We start from the raw sequence: 21,752 nt of genomic DNA, 5'->3' as shown, positions 1-21,752 counted from the left end.
GGTCAACGGACGATCGCGCGGCGGCGCGGCAGGGCCGCGCCTTTGTTCCGCGCGACTGAGATAGTCGAACCGACCGTCCCGGGCCTGACCCGGGACCTCCACCTCTCTCGCCAACATTCCCGTTGCACCCCCGCCCCCTCCGTGCATTCTGACGCCATGGATGATTACCGCGCCCACGACATGACCTCCCTCGCCGGCCTCGTGGCCAAGGGCGAGGTCACGCCCGACGACCTTCTGGACACCGCCCTCGCCCGGATGCACGCCGTGAACCCCGCGCTCAACGCCGTGGTGCACGACTATTCCGACACCGCCCGCCGGATGATCGCCGACGGCCTGCCCAAGGGCCCGCTCACCGGCGTGCCCTTCCTCCTCAAGGACATGGGCGCGGAATCCACCCGGCACCCCGCCTCGCTCGGCTCGCGCCTTCTGGCGAACACCAGCTACAGGATGAATTCCACCATCTACGACCGGCTGGAGGCATCTGGCCTCGTCACTTTCGGACGCACCGCCGCGCCAGAGGGCGGCGTGGGCGCGGCGACCGAGGCGGCGGTCTATGGCGGCCCCACCCGCAACCCCTGGGATCTTGACCGCACGCCCGGCGGCTCGTCGGGCGGCTCGGGTGCTGCGGTGGCGGCGGGCATCGTCCCCGGCGCGCATGGCAGCGACGGCGGCGGCTCGATCCGCATCCCCGCCTCCAACTGCGGCCTTGTCGGGTTCAAGCCCACCCGCGCCATGGTCCCCGACGGGCCCTACGCGGGCGAAGGCTGGGCCGGCATGGCGATCGAGGGTTTCCTCACCCGCTCGCTCCGCGACACGGCGCTTCTGCTGGATATCGTCTGCGGCCCCGACCTTGGCGCGCCCTACGTCGCACCGCCCATGCCCTGCACTTTCCTGGAATCGCTCGACCGCCCCAACGGCCCTCTGCGCATCGCGCTTTGCGACACCACCCTCACCGGCGATGCGGTCCACCCCGAATGCCAGGCCGCCGTGCAGGACGCCGCCGCTCTGCTGCACGACATGGGCCACCACGTAACGCAAGCCCGCCCCACCGCCGACACGACAGGGATGATGCACGCCTGGACGAAAATCGTCGCCTGCGGCACCGCCTCCTGGGTGCGCGCGGCGCTGGCCAAACAGAACCGCGAGCTGCGCCAGGGCGACATCGAAGGCGTCGCGCGCGGCGCGGTCGCCTACGCGCAAACCATCAGCGGAGCCGACTACCTCGACGCGGTGGAAACCGTCCACGCCTATGGCCGCCAGATGGCCGCGTTTTTCGTGGATCACGACATCCTGCTCACCCCCACCATGGCCGAGCCGCCCGCCGCCATCGGCCGCTTTGCCCACGACACCGAGGATTACGTGGCCTACCGCGTGGGCGAGAACGGCATTTTCGCCTACTCGCCCTACACGGCCGCCTTCAACGCCACCGGCCAGCCCGCCGTCTCGCTGCCGCTTTGCCGCGGTACCGACGGCCTGCCCATCGGCATCCACCTGGCCTCGCGCTTCGGGGCCGACACCGCCCTCATGTCGCTCTGCGCGGATATCGAACGCGCCCGCCCATGGTTTGATCAAATTCCGGCTATGCCCGGCATCGACACCTGAAAACACTTGAATGTCGCGGCCTTGTCGGGAAACATCAAGGCCATGAACACGGGGGACAACGCATGACCGAAGCCGCGGTCGAGGCCCGATCGGCCCGCAAGGAATACGGTGCCGGCGAAAAGAAGGTCCGCGCCCTGAACGACGTGTCCGTCGTCATCAACAAGGGCGAGTTCTTCACCCTTCTGGGCCCGTCTGGCTGTGGCAAGACCACCCTGCTGCGCCTGATTGCAGGGTTCGAATCGCCCACCGCGGGCATGATCCTGCTGGGCGAACGCGACATCAGCACGATGGCCCCCTACGACCGCCCCGTGAACACGGTTTTCCAAAGCTACGCACTCTTCCCGCATCTCAGCGTGGCCGACAATATCCGCTTCGGCCTGACCATGCAGGGCACGCCCAAGGCGCAGGTCGACGCCCGCGTGGCCGAGATGCTGGCGCTGGTCAAACTCGAAGCCTTCGCAGACCGCAAACCCCAGCAGCTCTCGGGCGGCCAGCAACAGCGCGTCGCGCTCGCCCGCGCGCTGGCACCAGCGCCCGAGGTGCTTTTGCTGGACGAGCCTCTCTCGGCGCTCGACCTCAAGCTGCGCAAGGAAATGCAGCTGGAACTCAAGCGCCTGCAAACCGAAACCGGCATCACCTTCGTCTTCGTCACCCACGACCAGGAAGAGGCGCTGACCATGTCCGACCGCATCGGCGTGATGCGCGACGGCCAGATCCTGCAGATCGGCGGCCCGCGCGAGATCTACAACAAGCCGGTCAACCGCTTCGTGGCCGATTTTATCGGCGAAACCAATGTCTTGACCGGTACCGTTGAACAAGGAGGCGTGCGGCTGCCCACCGGCGACGTGATCGCCGTGGACAACCTCGATGCCGCCATTCAAGGCACCAAGGTCAGCCTTGCCGTGCGCCCCGAACAGGTCCGCATCGGCGACGGAGCGCTTCAGGGCCGCGTGGCCGAAACCGTCTATTTCGGCACCGACACCCATTGCCACCTGCGCATGTCCGACGACACCGAGGTCGTCGCCCGGATGCAAAGCCCGCCCTCGGGCGACACCGGGCTGCAGGAAGGCCAGACCGTGTCCTTCGATTTCGTGCCGGGCGCGGCCCGGGTGCTGGAGGACTAGGATGGCAGGCACCACCCACGGCAGCGGACGCACCGGCTGGATCCTCTCGATCCCGGCGCTGATCCTGCTGACGGTGGGCGCCGCCGGCCCGCTTCTGATCGTGGTGGTCTACGCCTTTCTCGAACCGGGCGAATATTCCGGCGTGGTCTGGGACTTCACGACCGAGGCATGGTTCCGCGTCTTTTTCGAGCGCGACATCTTCGACGACACCGTCACCTTTGCCGACGCGCACCTGACGATCTTCTGGCGCTCGTTGAAACTCTCGGTTCTGACCACGCTCATCGCCTTCGCCATCGGCTTTCCCACCGCGTGGTTCATCGCCACCCGCCCGCCCAACAAGCGCGCCTTCTGGCTGTTTTTGATCACAATTCCGTTCTGGACCAACCTGCTGATCCGCACCTTCGCGATCATGGAGGTGATCCGCAACCAGGGCCTGCTCAACACGTTCCTGCTGAATTTCGGCATCATCGACGCGCCCTTGCAGATCCTCTACACCGACACCGCCGTGCTGATCGGCATGGCCTATGTCTACCTGCCGCTCATGGTCCTGCCGCTTTACGCCGCCATCGACCGGTTCGATTTCCGCCTCGTGGAAGCAGGCTATGACCTCTACGCCAGCCGCATGAAGGTGCTGCGCCGGGTGATCCTGCCCATCGTGCGCCCTGGCATCGTCGCGGGCTCGATCCTCGTCTTCGTGCCCTCGCTGGGCGCCTACGTCACGCCGCGCATCCTGGGCGGCGGCAAGAACATGATGGTCGGCAACTTCATCGAGCTGCAATTCGGCCAGGGCCGCAACTGGCCGCTCGGCGCGGCGCTGGCGCTGCTCTTGCTGATGATCGTGCTGGTCGCGCTTCTGGCCTATGTCCGCGTCACCTCAAGGGACGACGCCAATGGCTAAGGGCAAGAGCTTTTCCGTCACCACCCTGCCGGGCTTCACCGCCATCGCGCTCACGACCTTCGTGCTGCTCTACGCGCCGATCGTCACGATGGTGATCTACTCGTTCAACGATTCCGAATCCGTGGCGCTCTGGGGCGGCTTCTCGGTCCGCTGGTACTTCGAGGCGTGGGACAACACCCAGGTGCAGGAGGCGACCGTGCGCTCGCTGGTCATCGCGGTCTCGGCGGCGGTCATCTCCACCACCGTCGCCACCATGGCCGCCCTCGGCACCACGCGGCGCGGCCGCTTCAAGGGGCAGACCTTCATCTACGTGATGATCAACCAGCCCCTTATGGTGCCCGAAATCGTGACCGCCGTGGCGCTGCTGATCTTCTTCGCCACGATCAAGGTCGCCACCGGCTATACCGGCCTCGCCTACCTGATCCTCGCGCATTCGGCCTTCTGCGTGCCGTTTGCCTACCTGCCCATCCGCGCCCGGCTGGAAGGCATGGACCTTGCGCTGGAAACCGCCGCGTCGGACCTATACGCGCGCCCCTGGCAGACCTTCCGCCACGTGACGCTGCCCCTGATGATGCCCGGCATCGCCGCCGGCGCCATGCTGGCCTTCGTCATCTCGCTCGACGACGTCATCATCACCGAATTCGTCAAATCCGCCGGGCAGGACACCCTGCCCACCTACATGCTGGGCCAGCTGCGCCGCGCCATCACACCCGAGGTCAACGCCATCTCGACGGCCCTTCTGGCGTTGACCGTGCTTTTGCTGACGGCCTTCTTTATACTCAACCGCAAGCGGGACTAACCCGCGCAGAACCTCAACAGGGAGAATGACGATGAAGACATATCTGACCACCACAGTCGCGGCCATCGCGCTGGCCGGCGCGGCCCACGCCGAAGGGTCGCTCAACATCTACAACTGGGGCAACTACACCAGCCCCGAGATGATCGAGAAGTTCGAGCAGGAATACGACGTCGACGTCACGATCACCGACTACGACAGCAACACCACCGCCCTTGCCAAGATCGAGGCCGGCGGCCACGGCTTCGACATCGTCGTGCCCACCCACAGCTACATGGGCGTCTATATCGACAAGGGCCTGTTGATGAAGCCGGGCATCCCCGAGATGGAAAACTACGGCAACATCTCCGAACAGTGGAAGAACGTAGAATGGGATCCGAACCGCGAATATTCCGTGCCATGGCAATGGGGCACGACCGGCATCGCCGTGAACAAGACGGCCTATGATGGCGACATCAACACCTCGGCCATCTTCCTCGACCCGCCGGAAGAGCTGGCAGGCAAGGTCAACGTCGTGCCGGAAATGCAGGACATCATGAACCTCACGCTGTTCTACGTGGGCGGCGAGCCCTGCACCACCGACAAGGAAGTGCTGAAAAAGGCTCGCGACGTGCTGGTCGCGGCAAAGCCCAAGTGGATGAGCATGGATTACGGCACCACCGAGAAGCTGTCGAACGGCGATCTCATGGCGTCGGTCAACTGGAACGGCTCGACCTTCCGCGCCCGCAACAACAACGAGAACGTGGCCTACGGCTATCCGAAAGAGGGCTACCCGGTCTGGATGGACAGCGCCGCGGTCCTCGCCGACGCGCAGAACGTGGAAAACGCCAAGCTCTTCCTGAACTTCATCATGGACCCCGAAAACGCGGCCATGCTGTCATCCTTCGCGCGCTACGCCAACGGCATCGACGGCTCCGAGGAATTCATGCCCGAAGACATGAAGACCGCGCCCGAGATCGTCGTGCCCGAAGAGCTGAAGGACGCCGGCCAATTCACCACCGCCTGCCCCGCCGAGGCGCAGGAATTCTACACCGCGATCTGGACCGAACTGCAAAAATAAGCCAGTCGTCGAGGGACGGGCAACGGGGGCCTTCCGGGGCCCCCGTTTTCTTTTGGCTCACCCCCGTCCCGGGCCCGACCCGGGACCTCTCTGCCTTCGCACGCCCCGTCCTCCTCGGGCGTGACCCGACGAACTCCCGCTCTCTCGAACCTCGTCATCCTCGGGCTTGACCCGAGGATCTCTGGCCCGCTCGGCCCCCGGGATCTCGCGCCCCCGTTGGCCGGTCAGGTCGCGGGCCTAACCGGCCAGCGCGCCTTTCGCGTCACTCCAGCGGCGCCAACTCCGCCTCGAGCCGGATCGTCGCCGCCACCGGCGCGGCGCCATCGGCCACGCGCGGGTCGCCGGTATAGCCCGTCAGCCGCAGGAACGTGCCCTCCACCGTCGCCGTCACCACGTTGTCGTCGCTCATCTCATAGGCGCTCAGCGTGCCATCCCCGCCGTCCGCACCCATCGCCAGCGGCGCGTCAAAGCCCTGTTCGTCGAAGACCTCCGCCGACAGAAACCGCATCTCGCCGCCCTGCTCCAGCAGCGTGACCTGCACCATGGGCCGCCCCGGTGTGCCATCCTTGCCAACCGTCTGCCCCACGGCATTGATCGACAGCGTCGATCCCATGATCATCTTCTGCTGGGCGTAGGCCTCCTCGCCGTCTACATCATAGGGAATGACCAGCTCCATCGTCTCGCCGTCCAGCGTGACGCTCATCGTCCCGATCGCCTCAAAGTCGTCGTTCAGCTCCGCCGCCCAAGCCGGCGCCGCCAGCACAATCGCGGCAATTGCCGTGAAAAAACGTGTCATATCAACCTCCTGCGCATATCAATGCCCAGACGTTAACAGACACCCCTCGGTCATGCAGAACCGGCTCATCCCCCATCCCGCCACCGGTTCACGATGGGATAACGCCGGTCCAGCCAGAACGCCCGCTTCGACAGGCGCGTGCCCGGCGCCGACTGGAACCGCTTGTATTCGCTGATGTAGATCAGGTGCTCGACCCGCGCCGCATCCGCGCGGTCATAGCCCGCCTTGACGCAATCCTCGATCGAGCCGTCCTCGTCCACCAGGATCTGCAATATCCCGTCCAGCACCGGATAATCCGGTAGGCTGTCACTGTCCTTCTGGTCCTCGCGCAACTCCGCACTGGGCGGCTTGGTGATGATGTTCTCGGGGATCACCTCGCCCTCCGGCCCCATCATCCACTCGCGGTGATTGGCATTGCGCCACCGGCACACATCAAAGACCCGCGTCTTGTACAGATCCTTGATCGGGTTATAGCCCCCCGCCATGTCGCCATAGATCGTGGCATAGCCCACCGCCACCTCCGACTTGTTGCCGGTGGTCAACAGCATTTCCCCGAACTTGTTGCTGAGCGCCATCAACAACAAACCACGCAGCCGCGACTGTATGTTCTCCTCGGTGATCCCCGGTTCGGTGCCCTCGAACAAGGGCGCCAGCGTATTGGTGATCGCCGCCCGCCCCTCGGCGATAGGCACGAAATCATACCGCGCGCCAAGGGCCTTGGCGCAATCCTTGGCATCGTCCAATGAGGCCTGCGAAGTATACTCCGACGGCAGCATCACGCAACGCACATTCTCGGCCCCCAGCGCATCCACCGCGATGGTGGCGACAATCGCGCTGTCCACACCGCCCGACAGACCCAAGAGCACTTTATTGAACCCCGTCTTGCGCATGTAGTCGCGCAAGCTCAGCACCATCGCGTGGTAATCGCTCTCCAGCGTGTCGGGGATATGCGCCAGCGCCCCCGTCTCGATCCGCCAGCCGTCGTCGCCACGCAGCAGGTCGATATGCGCGATGTCCTCTTCCATCAGCGGCATCTGCACCGCCAAACCGCCCCCGGGGTTCAGCGCAAAGGTCCCGCCATCGAACACCTGGTCGTCCTGCGCGCCCACCAGGTTGAGGTAGATCAGCGGCAGCCCCGTCTCGACCACGCGGGCCACCATCAACTGGTGCCGATGCGCCAGCTTGCCGCGGTAATAGGGCGAGCCATTGGGCACCAGCAGGAACTCCGCCCCCGTCTCGGCCAGCGTCTCGGGCACGTCCTCGTGCCAGCTGTCCTCGCAGATGGGCGACCCGATGCGCACACCGTCCACCGCGTAGGGCCCCATCACGTCGCCCGACGCATAAAGCCGCACCTCGTCGAACACCGTCTCGTTGGGCAGGTGATGCTTCAGCACGCAGGCCGTGATGCTGCCGCCCTTCAGGATGTAATAGGCGTTGTAAAGCTCCGCCCCTTCCAGCGCCGGCCCCCCGATGGCCAGCGCCGGCCCCACCGCGCAGTCCTGCGCCAACGCCTCGATCTTCGCGATCGCCGCCTGGTGAAAGACCGGCTTCTTGATCAAATCCTGCGTGTTGTAGCCGGTGATGAACATCTCGGGCAGCGCCACAAGGTCGGCCCCGGAGTCGCGCCCCGCCTCCCACGCCTTGCGCGCCAGCGCGGCGTTGCCCTCCAGGTCGCCCACCGTGGCGTTCAGCTGTGCCAATGTCACGCGAAACCGATCCGCCATGCGCCCTTGAACCCCTGCCATTCATCGCTCCCCTTCGATTTAACAGATGAACGCGCGAGGGAAAGCCGAAACCGGGAAAAGCCGTTGTCTCCCCTGCGCCGGTCAATTACGCTCTTGCAGACCCGTTGGGGGGTTGTCGCAGAACCTGGGTGAGTGGGCAGACATGCAGAGCAGAACCGTCACATCTATCGTCCTCGCCGCGATGCTTGGGCTCAGCAGCCCCGCGCTCGCGCAGGACGGCGAGGTCCAGACCAAGCAGTACGACGATGGCGGCATATACGAAGGCACGTTCCGTAACGGGCTTCAGCACGGCACCGGCACCTACACGCTTCCCAATGGCTATGAGTATTCCGGCGAATGGGTCGATGGCGAGATCCGCGGCACCGGCACCGCGCGCTTTCCCAACGGCTCGGTCTACGAGGGCGAGTTCGCCAAGGGCAAGCCCGAGGGCGTGGGCAAGATCACCTTTTCCGACGGCGGCACCTACGAGGGCACCTGGGAGGACGGCAAGATCAACGGCGAGGGCGTGGCAGTCTATGCCAACGGCGTGCGCTACCAGGGCGGCTTTCGCAACGCGCAACACCATGGCCGCGGCCGCATGGAAAGCCCCGGCGGATATATCTACGACGGCGACTGGGTGAACGGCGTCAAGGAAGGCATGGCGACGATCACCTACCCCGACGGCGCGGTCTATGAAGGCCAGGTCAAGCGCGGCGCGCGCGATGGCGAAGGCACGCTGACCATGCCCGACGGGCTGATCTACGAGGGAACCTGGGCCGAGGGCCAGATCAACGGCACCGGCAAGCTCACGCAGCCCAACGGCGACGTCTATGAGGGCGAGCTTGTGGCGGGCCGGCGCGAGGGCCAGGGCCGCGTGGTCTACAACAACGGCGATGTCTACGAGGGCGAGTTCGCCGATGACAGCCGCCATGGCCAGGGGACGTTCACCGGCTCCGACGGCTATCGCTACGAAGGGTCGTGGGTCGCGGGCAAAATATCGGGCCAAGGCACGGTCACCTATCCCGACGGCTCGGTCTATGTCGGCCAGTTCCGCGACGACCTGGCCAACGGCCAGGGCAAGGTCACCTATCCCGACGGCTCCACCTACGAGGGCGAGTGGTCGGGCGGCGTGATCGAAGGTATGGGCAAGGCCACCTATCCCAACGGCCTCGTCTACGAAGGCGAGTTCCAGAACGCCAAGAACCACGGTCAGGGCGTGATGACCTATCCCGACGGCTATCGCTATGAAGGCGCGTGGCAGGACGGCCAACGGCACGGGCAAGGCACCGCCACCTACGCCGACGGCACCGTCTACGATGGCGAGTTCCGCGCGGGCCAGCGCCACGGGCAGGGCAAGATCACCATGCCCGACGGCTTCGTCTACGAAGGCGAGTGGCAGAACGGCGAGATTTCGGGCCAGGGCGTCGCCACCTATACCAATGGCGACGTCTACGAGGGCACGTTCGAAAACGGCAAGCGGCAGGGCACCGGCACCATGCGCTACGCCACCGGCGAAGAGGCCTCCGGCGAATGGTCCGACGGCGCGCTGGCCGAGCAGACCACCATCATCACCGAGGAAGAGGCCGCGGCCGAACCGGCCACCACGGGGAACACCCCCGACGCCTCCGGCGAGGAGAGCGGCACAGGGTCGACCGAGACTGGCGGAACCGGAACCTCGGCAGAGACCGAAACCTCGGATGATGGGACCACCGACGAAAGCAACTGATCCTGCGTTCCGCCCGTCCCGGACCTGATCCGGGACCTCTCGCCACAAGGGGGCACCACGCTCCAACAAGAGATCCCGGGTCAAGCCCGGGATGCCGCGTGCCGCCCCCCCGCTCCACGCGTAGGGTGGGTGAAAACCCACCTCTGGTGGGTGAAAACCCACGCGTCGCCCCGCTAATTTTTCGTTAACTCCGCACGCCCTGTTCACCCCGGCGCTCTGACGCTGGCACCGTCGCAATACCGACGCGAATACCGACGCGATACAGACGTGGTTTTCGCGATTTTCGGGCTGTTAACCTCTCGCCCGACTCACACCACCTCGCCCGCATCCAGCCGGTCCAAAATCCGCTTCGCACCTTCCAGAACCGCCTCCTTGCGGTCGTCCTTCATTCGGTCCCATGTGGCATACATCTGCCCCATGCGCGGATTGCCGGCGAATTTCTCCCGGTGCCGCACAAGAAAGTCCCAATATAACAGATTGAAAGGACACGCCTTTTCGCCTGTCTTCTCCTTGACGGAATAGGCGCAGGACCCACAATAATCCGACATCTTGTCGATGTAATTGCCCGAACTGACATAGGGCTTCGACGCAATGATCCCGTCATCGGCAAACTGGCTCATCCCGATCACGTTGGGCGCCTCCACCCATTCATACGCATCATGGTAAACGGCCAGGTACCACTCGTGCACCTGGTGCGGATCGACCCCCGCCAGAACGGCGAAATTGCCCGTCACCATCAGCCTTTGAATATGATGCGCATAAGCCAATTCCCGTGTCTGATCAACGGCATGAGAGACGCAGTTCATATGCGTCTCACCGCCCCAATACATCCACGGCAGGTCCCGTTCATGCCCCAGCGCATTGCGCGTCACATAGTCCGGACCTTCCCGGAAATAGATCCCCCGCACATATTCCCGCCAGCCGATGATCTGCCGGATAAAGCCTTCAGCGGCATTGATCGGCACGTTCCCGGCTTTCCATTCTTCTTCCACACGGGTGCAGATTTCCACAGGATCCAGCAATCCGATGTTCAAATATTGCGATAACAGCGAATGGTGCAGAAACCGGTCGTCCTGCAACATCGCATCCTGATAATCGCCGAAACAGTCCAGCAGGTTCTTGGCGAAATGATCCAGCGCCCGCAGCGCCTGCCCCCGGGTCACAGCATAAGTAAAGGGACGCAACACCCCGAAATTCTTGTCGAATTTCTTCTCGACCAGATTCAGAACCTCCTCTGTGATCTGGTCCGGCGTGAACTCCATCGGCGTCGAGCGCAGCATGTCGCCCGACGCGGGCTTGCGGTTCTCGTGGTCGTAATTCCACTTCTCGCCCGCCGGCTCATCCCCCTCCATCATCAGGCCCGTCTTGCGCCGCATGTCGCGATAGAAATACTCCATCCTCAAGGACTTGCGTCCCTCGGCCCATGTGTTGAACTCATCGAGCGAGGCCACGAACCGGTCATCGGGCAGGGTCTTCACAGTCAGCGGCGCATTGTCCAGAGCTTCGATCAATCGCCATTCACCGGGCCGGGTCGCGACCACCTCGGTCGTGTCATGCTCCTGCCCACGTCGCATCAATTCGCCGACGATGGATTTCGACGTCTCGTCATCGTCCAGTCGCGAATACGCCACCTGCCAGCCATCGCCTTGTAATTCTCCGGCAAAATGGCGCATGGCCGAAAAGATCAGCGCGATTTTCTTAGGATGATGCCCAACGTAACTGGCCTCGTCCGCCACCTCGGCCATGACCACGAGGTCGCTGTCCTTGTCGGCCTCACGCAGCGCCGACAGGGTCTTGCTCAGCTGGTCCCCCAGCACCAGGATCAGCCGCTTCACCACGGCACCGGCTCCCCGGCCCAATCAAAGAATTGCCCGGTATTCTCGGGGGTTAGCCCCGCAAGCACATCCAGAAGGTTCGTCGCTGCCGCCTCGGGCGTCACCGTTGTGTGCCCGCCCGCGAACTTTTCCGTCAGCGGCGTCTCCACCGTGCCGGGATGCAGCGCGACGCAGATCGACTGCCTGTGCGTGCGGCTCAGTTCGATCGCCCCGCCGTGGATCATCTGGTTCACCGCCGCCTTGGCCGTGCGGTAACCGTACCAGCCACCCAGGCCGTTATCCCCGATCGACCCGACGCGCGCCGACAGGGCGGCAAACCGGCATTCCCGGTCGCGCGGCAACAGCCGAACACTATGCTTGAGCACCAAAGATGGCCCCACGCAATTCACCCGGAACTGCGCTTCCATCGCGTCAGCTGTCAATTCTTTCAATGACTTCTCGGGCCCGCGCCCGTCCAGTTCCAGCGCGCCGGTGGCCACGAAGACAAGATCGAACTCGCCGTCCAAAGCCCCCAGATGCACCTTGACCGACGCCTCGTCCGTCACGTCCAGCCCGTCGGCCGACCGTGACAGTCCTGTCACCCGCACATCGCGGTTTTCCAACTCGGCCACGAGGGCCGATCCGATCCCACCCGAGGCGCCTATCACCAATGCATCTTTCATGACGCCAAGAGCTAGCGGGCGGCACCCCTGCTTCAAGGCGCAAATCGCCGCCAGATCGGGGGTTTTCAACGCCGCCAATCGTGCCTATGCTCTGCGTCATGTCTACGCGCCGCCATATCCACGGCCCCGCAAGCCCCGCCCCGGCGGCTTGCCTTTCCGCGCGTCTGCTCCTAAGCCGCCTCTGAGCGTGCCCTGATCCGGCGCGACCGCTCAGAGGAGTAGCCTTTCGCGCCACAGGCTTAGGACCAAAACACGAGACATGACATGACCACTTCAGACGAAAACCGCGTGGTGATCTTCGACACCACCTTGCGCGACGGCGAACAATCCCCCGGCGCCACCATGACCCATGCCGAAAAGCTGGAAATCGCCGGCCTTCTGGACGAAATGGGCGTCGACATCATCGAGGCCGGCTTTCCCATCGCGTCCGAAGGCGACTTCCGTGCCGTTTCCGAGATCGCCAGGAACGCGAAAAACAGCGTGATCTGCGGGCTCGCGCGCGCCAATCTCAAGGATATCGACCGCTGCTGGGAGGCCGTGAAGCACGCGGCCCAGCCCCGCATTCATACCTTTATCGGCACGTCGCCCCTGCACCGCGCCATCCCGAACTTGACCAAGGATGAAATGGCCGAGCGCATCCACGAGACGGTGACGCACGCGCGCAACCTTTGCGACAATGTGCAATGGTCCCCAATGGATGCGACGCGGACCGAGTGGGATTACCTCGCCCGCGTGGTCGAGATCGCCATCAAGGCCGGGGCCACCACGATCAACATCCCCGATACCGTCGGTTACACCGCGCCGGTCGAAAGCGCCGACCTGATTCGCCGCCTGATAGCCGAGGTGCCCGGCGCCGACGAGGTGGTTTTCGCAACCCACTGCCACAACGATCTCGGCATGGCCACGGCCAACTCGCTGGCCGCCGTCGAAGGTGGCGCGCGGCAAATCGAGTGCACGATCAACGGCTTGGGCGAACGCGCCGGCAACACCGCGCTGGAAGAGGTCGTGATGGCCATGAAGGTCCGCAACGACATCCTGCCCTATCACACGCGCATCGACAGTACGAAGATCATGCATCTGTCCCGCCGGGTCGCCACCGTCTCGGGCTTTCAGGTGCAGCCGAACAAGGCCATCGTCGGCAAGAACGCGTTCGCCCACGAATCCGGCATTCACCAGGATGGAATGCTGAAGAACGCCGAGACGTTCGAGATCATGCGCCCCGAGGATGTGGGCCTGACGGAAACCAACATCGTCATGGGCAAGCATTCGGGCCGCGCCGCGTTGCGGTCGAAGCTGAAAAACCTCGGGATCGAGCTGGCCGAGAATCAGCTGAGCGATGTTTTCGTGCGGTTCAAGGAACTGGCCGACCGCAAGAAAGAGGTGTTCGACGAAGACCTGATCGCGCTGGTCACCGCCGGCGAGGACGCCGAAAATGACCGCCTTGTTCTGAAATCCCTGCGCGTGGTCTGCGGCACGGGCGGACAGGCCGAGGCCGAGATGGTCATGTCCATCGACGGCAAGGAAACCTCCGCGACCGAGCAAGGCGACGGCCCCGTGGACGCCACGTTCAAGGCCGTGCGCCAGTTGCACCCCAACGACGCGCACCTGTCGCTCTACCAGGTGCACGCCGTGACCGAGGGCACCGACGCACAGGCCACGGTCTCTGTCCGGCTGGAAGAAGGCGGCAACATCGCCACCGGCCAGTCGGCAGACACCGACACCGTGGTCGCCAGCGCCAAGGCCTATATCAACGCGCTCAACCGTTTGTTGACGCGCCGTGCGAAGCTTGGCGAGAACGAAAAGGAAGTCAGCTACAAGGATGTAAGCTGACAAGCCCGCCTTGCCCGGGCCAGACCCGGGCGAGGCACTTTCGAGAGGGGCTGACGACCGCTCCTACCGCTTAACAAATCCCGAAAGCAATAAACCATCGGTCAACGAAAACGGCGCCCCCAATTGGGGACGCCGCATAACTTGCCTGCTCGAAAGAAGGATCAGTCCCAGCCGACCGCGTTGAACAGTTCCTGCGCCTTGGCCGCGTTCCGGCTAAAGGCTGCGGTGGGCGTGGTCTCGTCCGGCTTGAAGTCGCCCAGGCGCTCGGTGGTCGCCGTGCCAGGCGCGTCCTCGACGGCGGGGTATTCGTGATTGCCCGTCGCAAGGTTGGTCTGCGCCGTATCGCTGGTGAAATACTCCATCAGCTTCATCGCGTTCTCGGGGTTCGGCGCGGTCTTCAGCATCGCCGCCGTCGACAGGTTCACATGCGTCCCGCGCCCGTCCTGGTTGGGCCAGACCCAGCCGATCTGATCGATGCCGTCGCTCAGGCCCTCGACGTCCGATTCAAACCCGCGCACGAAGTAATAATGGTTGCCCACCGCCACTTCGCATTCGCCCGACACGATGCCGCGCAGCTGGTCGGTGTCGCCGCCCTGCGGGTCGCGCGCCATGTTTTTGACGATACCCTGCGCCCACTCCTTGGCCGCTTCCTCGCCGTGGGTCTCGATGATCGAGGCCATCAGCGACTGGTTGTAGATGTTCGAGGACGACCGGATGCAGATCTTGCCTTCCCACGCGGGATCGGCCAGCTCTTCATAGGTCTGCGGCGGGTTTTCCACCTTTTCCTTGTCGTAATAGATGATCCGCGCGCGCTGCGCGATGCCGTACCACAGGTTGTCGGGATGCTCGAGGTGATCCGGAATGCGGTCCTCGATGGTCTGCGACTCGTAGGGCGCCAGCAGGTCCAGCTCCTCGGCCCGCGCCATGCGGCCCGCGTCCACGGTAATCAGCACGTCGGCGGGGCTGTTCTCGCCCTCGGCCTCAAGCCGCGCAATCAACTCGTCCGCATCGGCCTCGATCCGGTTCACCGTGATCCCGGTCTCCTCGGTGAACGCGTCATAAAGCGCGTCGTCGGTGTCGTAGTGACGCGAGGAATAGACGTTCACCTCTTGCGCGAGGGCTGGCACGGCCACGCCGGTCAGGGCCAGGGCGGCAACAAGGGAACGAGAGGTCAGATTAGCCATCAAGTAACAGCCTTTCTTTTTCTGAGTGAATTTGTAGGTTACTGATGAATTTTCCGACTAAAAGAGTCAAGAGACGTTTTTGACCACGCCGCAGACGGCAAGAATACGCAGCGTAAAACTTGCGCGCCCTGCAATTCGTGACCATGCTGCCCGAACGGGAGAAAAGGGCGCACGAAGTCGCGCTACGGGAGGAGACACCATGACATTTTCGACACGCCAGGACGTGATCGCTATCCAGCAAGAAATGCCGTGGGAGGCGCGCGACCTGCCCAAGACGGTCTACCGGATGCTGGCGGACACCGCCGCGGCCTTTCCGGATCGTCCGGCGGTCAGTTACCAGCTTCTGTCTGGCCCCACGGACAAGGCGCAGACGCTGACCTGGGCCGAGTTTCACGGGCGTGTCTGCCAGGCCGCGAACCTCTTTCGCAGCCTGAAAATTTCACAGGATGACGTGATTGCCCTCGTCATGCCCAACTGCCTGGAAACCGCCATCGCCACGATCGGCGCCATGGTCGCGGGCATCGCCAACCCGATCAACCCCCTGCTCGAGCCCGAACAGATCGGCGCGATCCTGCGCGAAACCGACGCCCGCGTGGTCGTGACCTTGCGGTCCTTCCCGAAAACCGACGTGGCCCAGAAAATGGCCGAGGCCGTGCGCAACGCGCCGCGCGTGCACACGGTGCTGGAGGTCGATCTTGTCCGCTACCTGACGCCGCCCAAAAGCTGGATCGTCCCGCTCATTCGCCCCAAGAATCCCGACAACCACCACGCCGACGTCAAGAATTTCAACGCCGAGGCCCGCAAGCACCCCAAGACGCTGGCCTTCGAGGACAGCGCCACCGACCGCGTCGCCGCCTATTTCCACACCGGTGGCACCACCGGGATGCCCAAGGTCGCCCAGCACAAGTATTCCGGCATGGTCTATAACGGCTGGCTGGGCCATCGGCTGCTGTTTGACGAGCATGACAGTATCATGTGCCCGCTTCCCTTGTTCCACGTCTTCGCCTGCCACGTGATTCTGATGGCGATGATCAAGTCCGGCTCGCATGTGGTCTTTCCCACCCCTGCGGGCTATCGCGGCGACGGCGTGTTCGACAACTTCTGGAAGCTGCTGGAACGCTGGGGCACGACCTTCGTCATCACCGTGCCCACCGCCACCGCCGCGCTGATGCAGCGCAAGGTGAACGCCGATATCTCGAAGGTGAAAAACGCCTTCTCGGGCTCCGCGCCCATGCCGCTGGAGCTGTTCAAACGCTTCGAATCCGCCACCGGCATGACCGTGATCGAGGGCTACGGCCTAACCGAGGCCACATGCCTGGTTTCCTGCAACCCGCCCACGGGCGAAAAGAAGGTCGGCAGCGTCGGCGTCCCCCTGCCCTATACCGACGTCAAGATCTACAAGACCGACGGCACCGAATGCGGCCCCGACGAGGTGGGCGAGATCTGCATCGCCAACCCGGGCGTCTTTGCCGGCAACACCTATACCGAGGCCGCCAAGAATAAGGACCTCTACCATCACGAGGTCTATCTGCGCACCGGCGACCTGGGCCGGATCGACGGCGACGGATACCTCTGGATCACCGGCCGCGCCAAGGATCTGATCATTCGCGGCGGCCACAACATCGACCCCGCCGATATCGAAGAGGCGCTGATGGCCCATGCCGAGGTCGCGGGCGCCGGTGCCATCGGCCAGCCAGACGCGCATTCGGGCGAGTTGCCTTGCGCCTATGTCGAACTGGTCTCGGGCGGCTCGGTGGATAGCGCCGCGCTGCTGGAACATTGCAAGGTGCATGTCCACGAACGCGCCGCCATCCCGAAATATATCGAGGTGCTGGACGAACTGCCGAAAACCGCTGTCGGCAAGGTCTTCAAGCCTGATCTGCGCAAGCGGGCGATAACGCGCGTCTACAATGCCGCGCTGGCAGACGCTGGCATCAACGCCGAGGTTACCGAGGTGATCGACGACAAGAAGCGCGGTCTGGTGGCCCGCCTGTCGAAAACCGGCGACGCGGACGAGGCGGCGATCTCGCAATGCCTGGGCGAATTCACCCGCCCGTGGGAATGGGCCGACGCCAAGCCCAAGGCCGACGCCGCCTGAAGGTCCGGCCTCAGCCCTTGAACGACAGGATCGCACCGATGTCTTCGCGCTCGGTGCGGTACTGGTTCACGGGGTGCGTCTCATCGGCATAGCCGAATGAAATCGCACACAGGATCGCGTGGTCTTCGGGCAGTCCGAACTGCCGCCGGATCACTTTTGGATAGGCCGCCACCGCCGCCTGCGCGATCGTGCCAAGCCCTTCGGCCGTCGCCGCCAGCATGAAGGCCGTCAGGAACCCGCCGGCATCCAGCGCGCCATAAGGCCCCAGAACCTGCGGGATATGCAGGATGGCTACATGAGGCGCGTCGAACAGCTCGAAATTCCGCATCGACTGCCGCGCCCGCGCCTCGCGATCCTCCCGCGCGATCCCGACCGCGTTGTAAAGCGCATAACCACAGGTCCGCCGCCGCTCGCCTAAGGCGCCAGGATAGCTTTCGGGCCAGTCCATGTCCGGCCCCGGCTTGCCCGCCTGCACCTCGCTCAGCAGGGCCTGACGGAAGCTTTCCGTCTCTGCGCCACGCGTCACGAGCACTTCCCAGGGTTGGGTGTTGTTCCAGCTGGCGGTGTGCCGCGCGGTGTCCACGATCCGCTCGATAATGGCATCCTCCACCGGCTCGGGCCGAAAGGCGCGGCAGGAATAGCGCGCCTGCATCAGACGCTTCAGGGTCTCACCATCCGCGCTCATTGGCTCATCGCCACGCCATAGCCCACAGCGGCCGCGACAATCACGCCGATCACCACGGCAATCGCGATCTTGATCGCGGAATAGGGCCGTTCGCCCTGCACCTTGCCGGTGCGGCCATTGACGACGAAGCGGTAAGTCTCGCCGCGGTACTTGTAGGCCGCCAGCCACACCGGCAGCAGGATATGCTTGAAGGTCACGGCGCTGACCGCCGTGTCGATGGAATGGATCCGCTGCCGATCCCCACTGATATCGAACCGCACGTCCCGTGCGATCCGGGCATCCATGATCTGGCGCGCCTGCACGAACCCGTCGTCCAGCGTCACCTGGTACCCCTCGGCCCGGAATCCGGCCAGAAATTCCGGGCTGTAGGGCTGCAACTCGCCCAGTTCCCACGGCTCCAACGCGTCGGTATAGCGTTTCGGCAACGTCTTGGACGCCAATACCAGCACATCGTCGAAGAACCGCGCCACCCGGCCCTGCACCGGCGTCCAGCGGACCTTGGCCACCTGCACCTGCTGCCGCTTGCCATCGCGCATCACGGTCTTGGTCTCGTAATAGACGGTCCCGCGCTCGCCGGTATAGCTGGACCTGGTGTCGGCATCATAGGTCCAGTAGGGCACATAGATGCCCTGCATCTTGCGCCCCTTGCGGGCATACTCCTGCAACCCGTTGGGCGCGAACCACAACCGGCCCAGCCAGTCGGTCATCGCGCCCCGCGCGGCGGGTTCGTCCACCTTGAACGGCAAGACCCCGCGCGGCTTGATATGCCGGTGGGTGCCGGTGTCCGTCACCACCGGCGTGGCGCAGAACGGGCACTCCCTTGCGTGTACCGTGGCGTCGAATTCCACCTGCGCGGCGCAGTTGGGGCAGGTCGCGACGCGCGTCTCCTCGATCTCGGACGCCGCCAGGTCGCCCTTCACCGCCGCGCCGAAATCCAGTTCCTTCAAGGGCGCGGCCCAGGGGCCCGCCTGCTCCATCTCCGCCTCGTTGCCGCAATGATCGCAGATCAGCTTGCCCGCCTGCGGATCAAACCGGAAATCGGCGCCGCACTGGTCACAGGGAAAACGGTGTTCTTGTTCTACGGTCGGGGAATCGAGCATGTGCCTACAGGTACTTGTGCAATTTCGCCGGGATGATGCGGCGCAGCGCCCCGTCCCGCAAGGCCGTGTGGCGCCAAAGATGGAATATCGCGTGAAAGAGCGCGGCTGCCCCCAGCACCAGCAACGCTGTCCGCGCCTCCGGCCCCGGCAAGGGCCGCCCCAGCGCCCCGGCGGCCAGGGCCACCACGGCCCATGCCAGCAGAACGTACATCGCCCGGCTCAGCCAAGGATGCGCTGTGCGCAAGACACCTTCCAGCGCGGGCCCCGGCCCCTGGTTCAGCAGGCCGAAGCACAGCCACAGAACGCAGAGCGCCCCGCCAGACACCACGAAGGCCCAACCCAACAGGCCGAATATCCGGTCGTCGACGGACAAAAGAAGGTACAAAAGCACGCCTGTCGTCCAATGCAGGATCTGCGTCGCCAGCCGCCGTGCCTTGAACGCCTTCACGCGCCGGGCGGCGGGGGCGGCAAGATGGTGAAGAGCTGCGCCAGTTCCTGCACGTCTCCGGCCTTCAGCCAGCCATCCTGCCCCGCGGTCCAGACGTGGCTCTCGCGCGTCAGCTTACCCTCGCTTGCCATCCGGCCCAGCGCGGCCTTGGAATAGGGGCCATGGGTCTGGCCGTTTTCGGCGATGTGCCAGACATGCTCGACCGGCGGCGGGGGCGGCGCGGCAGCCGGTGACGGCTGATGCGCAGCTTGGCCCCAAGGCCCGCCCTGCCCGGCCATCTGGCCCGCCATCGCCATGCCCAGCCCCGCGCCGATCCCGGCGCCCATGCCGCCACCGGCCCCGCCGGTGTTCTTGGCCGCTGCCGTCATCGCCTCGGCCGCCGAATACTGGGTAAACTTGCCCAGATCGCCCGCCAGACCCATCGACGTACGCTTGTCCAGCGCCTCCTCGACCGCCGGCGGAAGCGAGATGTTCTCGATATAAAACTCCGGGATCGTTAGCCCGTACTCCGCCACCACGGCGGAAATCTCCGCCGCCACCAGCTTGCCCAGATCGGCGGTATTGGCCGCCATGTCCAGCACCGGAATGCCGCTGCCCGCGATGATCCGGCTAAAGCTTTGCACGATGATGTTACGGATCTGATAGCTGATCTCGTCCATCGTGAACTCGCCGTCGGTGCCGACGATCTCGGTCAGGAACTTGGCCGAGTCCGTCACCCGCGTGCTGTAGGTTCCAAAGGCCCTGATGCGCGTCGGCCCGAACTCGGGATCGCGCAGCATGATCGGGTTCTTCGTGCCCCACTTGAGATCGGTGAACCGCGTCGTGTTGATGAAATAGATCTCGGACTTGAACGGGCTCTTGAACCCGTGGTCCCAGTGCTGAAGCGTCGTCATGATCGGCATGTTGTTCGTCTCGAGCATGTAAAGCCCCGGCGTGAACACATCCGCCAGCTGCCCCTCGTGCACGAACACCGCCGCCTGGCCTTCGCGGACGGTCAGCTTGGCGCCGTACTTGATCTCGTGCCCGTGGCGTTCGAACCGCCAGACCATCGTGTCGCGGGTATCGTCGACCCAATGGATGACGTCGATGAATTCGCCTGAAAGAAAATCAAAAATGCCCATGGTAATCTCCGTGCGCTAGTTTCCGTCCGCCACGCGGACATCTGTTTTTATCATTAGTCCAAGTGGCAAAGCCGCCAAAGATCCTATCGTGACATCCCTCACGACGCGCCCCTCTCGAACAGGCGCCGCAGGATTGGGCGCGCCTCTTCCAGCCCCATGCCGGGCGTCAGCGCGGGATTGTATAGCGCCTCCAGCAGCATCTCGTCATGGGTGGTCAACAGCGCGAATTCCTCGTCGTCGTTGAAGATCGAGGGCCGGGCGCGCGGGCTGTCATTGGTCAGGCCCAACCCTTGCGCGATTTCCTCGTGAATGCAGGCCAGCCGTTGCAGGTCGGTCAGCTCTGACCGGATATAGGCCAGCGCGACGCCAAGCTCGTTCTCGCTGCGGACACCGGCGGAAATCACGAAGCACTGGGTCGAACGCGGCAGGTTGGTGATGATCGCCAGGTTCGACTTGGCAATCGCCGGGATCACCTCCAAAGCCCGCGCGCGCGACTGCGCCCCGTCATCGTTGCTCATGAACAGCACCACGAAATTGGGCGATGCATCGCTGACCGTGATTGGATGGCCCGTGACCCGCGCAAGACGGCTGGCATAGGCCGCGACCCGAGCGCGTTCACTGGTCTTGATGGCGTCCGGTACGTTGCGCCCGAACTCGACCCCGATCCGCACCGGTCCGGTCCATTTCTTGATCGCCACCGGCCCGCTTTGAGACGGCAACAGGCCCTTGTCGCGCTGATATTCCTCGTAAAACCCGATCTGCACGAAATTCCGCAGAAGATCTGTATCGGTAAACGGCGTGTCCACACCGCCTCCATCCCGGCGCATCAGCCCCTGCGCAACAAGGTCATTCTCAACCCGCTGGTAATAGCGCGCAAGATCCTGGCTGGCCTCCGACGGGCCGCTGGGCTGTGGCGCACGCACCATCGCGTTGGGCCGCGCCTGCGGCTTGGTCGGGGGATCCTCGGACACCACATCGTCGCAGCCCGCCAGCGCAAGCGCACCGGCCAGCATCAGAACGCCGGGAAAATATCTGTACAGTTTACGCAAGGCACCCCCACCCG

18 protein-coding genes are annotated in these 21,752 nt (G+C 64.3%); 8 read left to right on the top strand and 10 right to left on the bottom strand.

Annotated features, from left to right (window positions below):
- The first annotated feature begins 156 nt into the window (after positions 1-156).
- From XM53_RS16160 to XM53_RS16140, 5 genes are all read left to right on the top strand, one after another.
- A complete protein-coding gene (locus XM53_RS16160; RefSeq protein WP_057795179.1) occupies positions 157-1,602 on the top strand; it encodes an amidase in 1,446 nt (481 codons plus the stop codon).
- A 62-nt stretch (positions 1,603-1,664) separates the two neighbouring features.
- A complete protein-coding gene (locus tag XM53_RS16155) occupies positions 1,665-2,726 on the top strand; it encodes an ABC transporter ATP-binding protein (RefSeq protein WP_057795177.1) in 1,062 nt (353 codons plus the stop codon).
- Between the two features lies 1 nt (position 2,727).
- The gene (locus XM53_RS16150; protein ID WP_057795175.1) at positions 2,728-3,624 is read left to right on the top strand and encodes an ABC transporter permease; all 897 of its coding nucleotides are present in this window, start codon (positions 2,728-2,730) and stop codon (positions 3,622-3,624) included.
- Positions 3,617-4,423, top strand: coding sequence for an ABC transporter permease (locus XM53_RS16145; protein WP_057795173.1), 807 nt, complete (start codon positions 3,617-3,619; stop codon positions 4,421-4,423). Before XM53_RS16150 ends, XM53_RS16145 begins: the two co-directional genes overlap by 8 nt.
- A 31-nt stretch (positions 4,424-4,454) precedes the next feature.
- Positions 4,455-5,480 carry an extracellular solute-binding protein gene (locus XM53_RS16140; RefSeq protein ID WP_057795170.1) on the top strand — a complete coding sequence of 342 codons (1,026 nt, stop codon included), beginning with the start codon at positions 4,455-4,457 and terminating at the stop codon, positions 5,478-5,480.
- A gap of 262 nt (positions 5,481-5,742) precedes the next feature.
- Here XM53_RS16140 and XM53_RS16135 read toward each other — a convergent pair whose 3' ends face one another.
- On the bottom strand, positions 5,743-6,276 hold the full coding sequence (locus XM53_RS16135; RefSeq protein ID WP_057795169.1) for a hypothetical protein: 534 nt from the start codon (positions 6,274-6,276) through the stop codon (positions 5,743-5,745).
- A 65-nt stretch (positions 6,277-6,341) separates the two neighbouring features.
- The gene (locus tag XM53_RS16130; RefSeq protein WP_057795167.1) at positions 6,342-8,000 is read right to left on the bottom strand and encodes an NAD+ synthase; all 1,659 of its coding nucleotides are present in this window, start codon (positions 7,998-8,000) and stop codon (positions 6,342-6,344) included.
- Positions 8,001-8,163: 163 nt separating this feature from the next.
- On the opposite strand from XM53_RS16130, the gene XM53_RS16125 reads away from it, so the two are divergent.
- Positions 8,164-9,726 carry an MORN repeat-containing protein gene (locus XM53_RS16125; RefSeq protein ID WP_082631055.1) on the top strand — a complete coding sequence of 521 codons (1,563 nt, stop codon included), beginning with the start codon at positions 8,164-8,166 and terminating at the stop codon, positions 9,724-9,726.
- 308 nt (positions 9,727-10,034) lie between these two features.
- Here the strand turns inward: XM53_RS16125 and XM53_RS16120 are convergent, their stop codons facing one another.
- Entirely contained in the window at positions 10,035-11,564 is a 1,530-nt protein-coding gene (locus tag XM53_RS16120) for a cryptochrome/photolyase family protein (protein WP_057795307.1), read from the bottom strand.
- Entirely contained in the window at positions 11,558-12,223 is a 666-nt protein-coding gene (locus tag XM53_RS16115; RefSeq protein ID WP_057795165.1) for an SDR family NAD(P)-dependent oxidoreductase, read from the bottom strand. The genes XM53_RS16120 and XM53_RS16115 overlap by 7 nt, the downstream gene beginning before the upstream one ends.
- A gap of 264 nt (positions 12,224-12,487) precedes the next feature.
- On the opposite strand from XM53_RS16115, the gene XM53_RS16110 reads away from it, so the two are divergent.
- Positions 12,488-14,053 carry a 2-isopropylmalate synthase gene (locus tag XM53_RS16110; RefSeq protein WP_057795163.1) on the top strand — a complete coding sequence of 522 codons (1,566 nt, stop codon included), beginning with the start codon at positions 12,488-12,490 and terminating at the stop codon, positions 14,051-14,053.
- A 161-nt stretch (positions 14,054-14,214) separates the two neighbouring features.
- On the opposite strand, the gene XM53_RS16105 is transcribed toward XM53_RS16110, so the two are convergent.
- Complete coding sequence (locus tag XM53_RS16105; protein WP_057795161.1) at positions 14,215-15,237, bottom strand: Fe(3+) ABC transporter substrate-binding protein; 1,023 nt, start codon at positions 15,235-15,237, stop codon at positions 14,215-14,217.
- 199 nt (positions 15,238-15,436) lie between these two features.
- Between XM53_RS16105 and XM53_RS16100 the strand changes: the two genes are divergently transcribed.
- Positions 15,437-17,335 carry an acyl-CoA synthetase gene (locus XM53_RS16100; RefSeq protein ID WP_057795159.1) on the top strand — a complete coding sequence of 633 codons (1,899 nt, stop codon included), beginning with the start codon at positions 15,437-15,439 and terminating at the stop codon, positions 17,333-17,335.
- A 10-nt stretch (positions 17,336-17,345) separates the two neighbouring features.
- Here XM53_RS16100 and XM53_RS16095 read toward each other — a convergent pair whose 3' ends face one another.
- The 5 genes from XM53_RS16095 to XM53_RS16075 all read right to left on the bottom strand — a co-directional run bounded on the left by XM53_RS16095 (position 17,346) and on the right by XM53_RS16075 (position 21,738).
- On the bottom strand, positions 17,346-18,020 hold the full coding sequence (locus XM53_RS16095) for a nitroreductase (RefSeq protein WP_057795157.1): 675 nt from the start codon (positions 18,018-18,020) through the stop codon (positions 17,346-17,348).
- Positions 18,017-19,120, bottom strand: coding sequence for a TFIIB-type zinc finger domain-containing protein (locus XM53_RS16090; RefSeq protein WP_057795155.1), 1,104 nt, complete (start codon positions 19,118-19,120; stop codon positions 18,017-18,019). The genes XM53_RS16095 and XM53_RS16090 overlap by 4 nt, the downstream gene beginning before the upstream one ends.
- A gap of 4 nt (positions 19,121-19,124) precedes the next feature.
- Positions 19,125-19,568: a hypothetical protein gene (locus XM53_RS16085; protein WP_057795153.1), complete on the bottom strand. Its 444-nt coding sequence runs from the start codon at positions 19,566-19,568 to the stop codon at positions 19,125-19,127.
- Complete coding sequence (locus XM53_RS16080) at positions 19,565-20,689, bottom strand: SPFH domain-containing protein (RefSeq protein WP_057795151.1); 1,125 nt, start codon at positions 20,687-20,689, stop codon at positions 19,565-19,567. Before XM53_RS16080 ends, XM53_RS16085 begins: the two co-directional genes overlap by 4 nt.
- A gap of 98 nt (positions 20,690-20,787) precedes the next feature.
- Complete coding sequence (locus tag XM53_RS16075) at positions 20,788-21,738, bottom strand: DUF2927 domain-containing protein (RefSeq protein WP_236544530.1); 951 nt, start codon at positions 21,736-21,738, stop codon at positions 20,788-20,790.
- Between the last annotated feature and the right edge of the window lie 14 nt (positions 21,739-21,752).

Source organism: Roseovarius atlanticus (assembly GCF_001441615.1).
Lineage (GTDB): Bacteria > Pseudomonadota > Alphaproteobacteria > Rhodobacterales > Rhodobacteraceae > Roseovarius > Roseovarius atlanticus.
The sequence above is the reverse complement of the archived record's forward strand: the minus strand, read 5'-3'. Positions and strand labels throughout refer to the sequence as shown.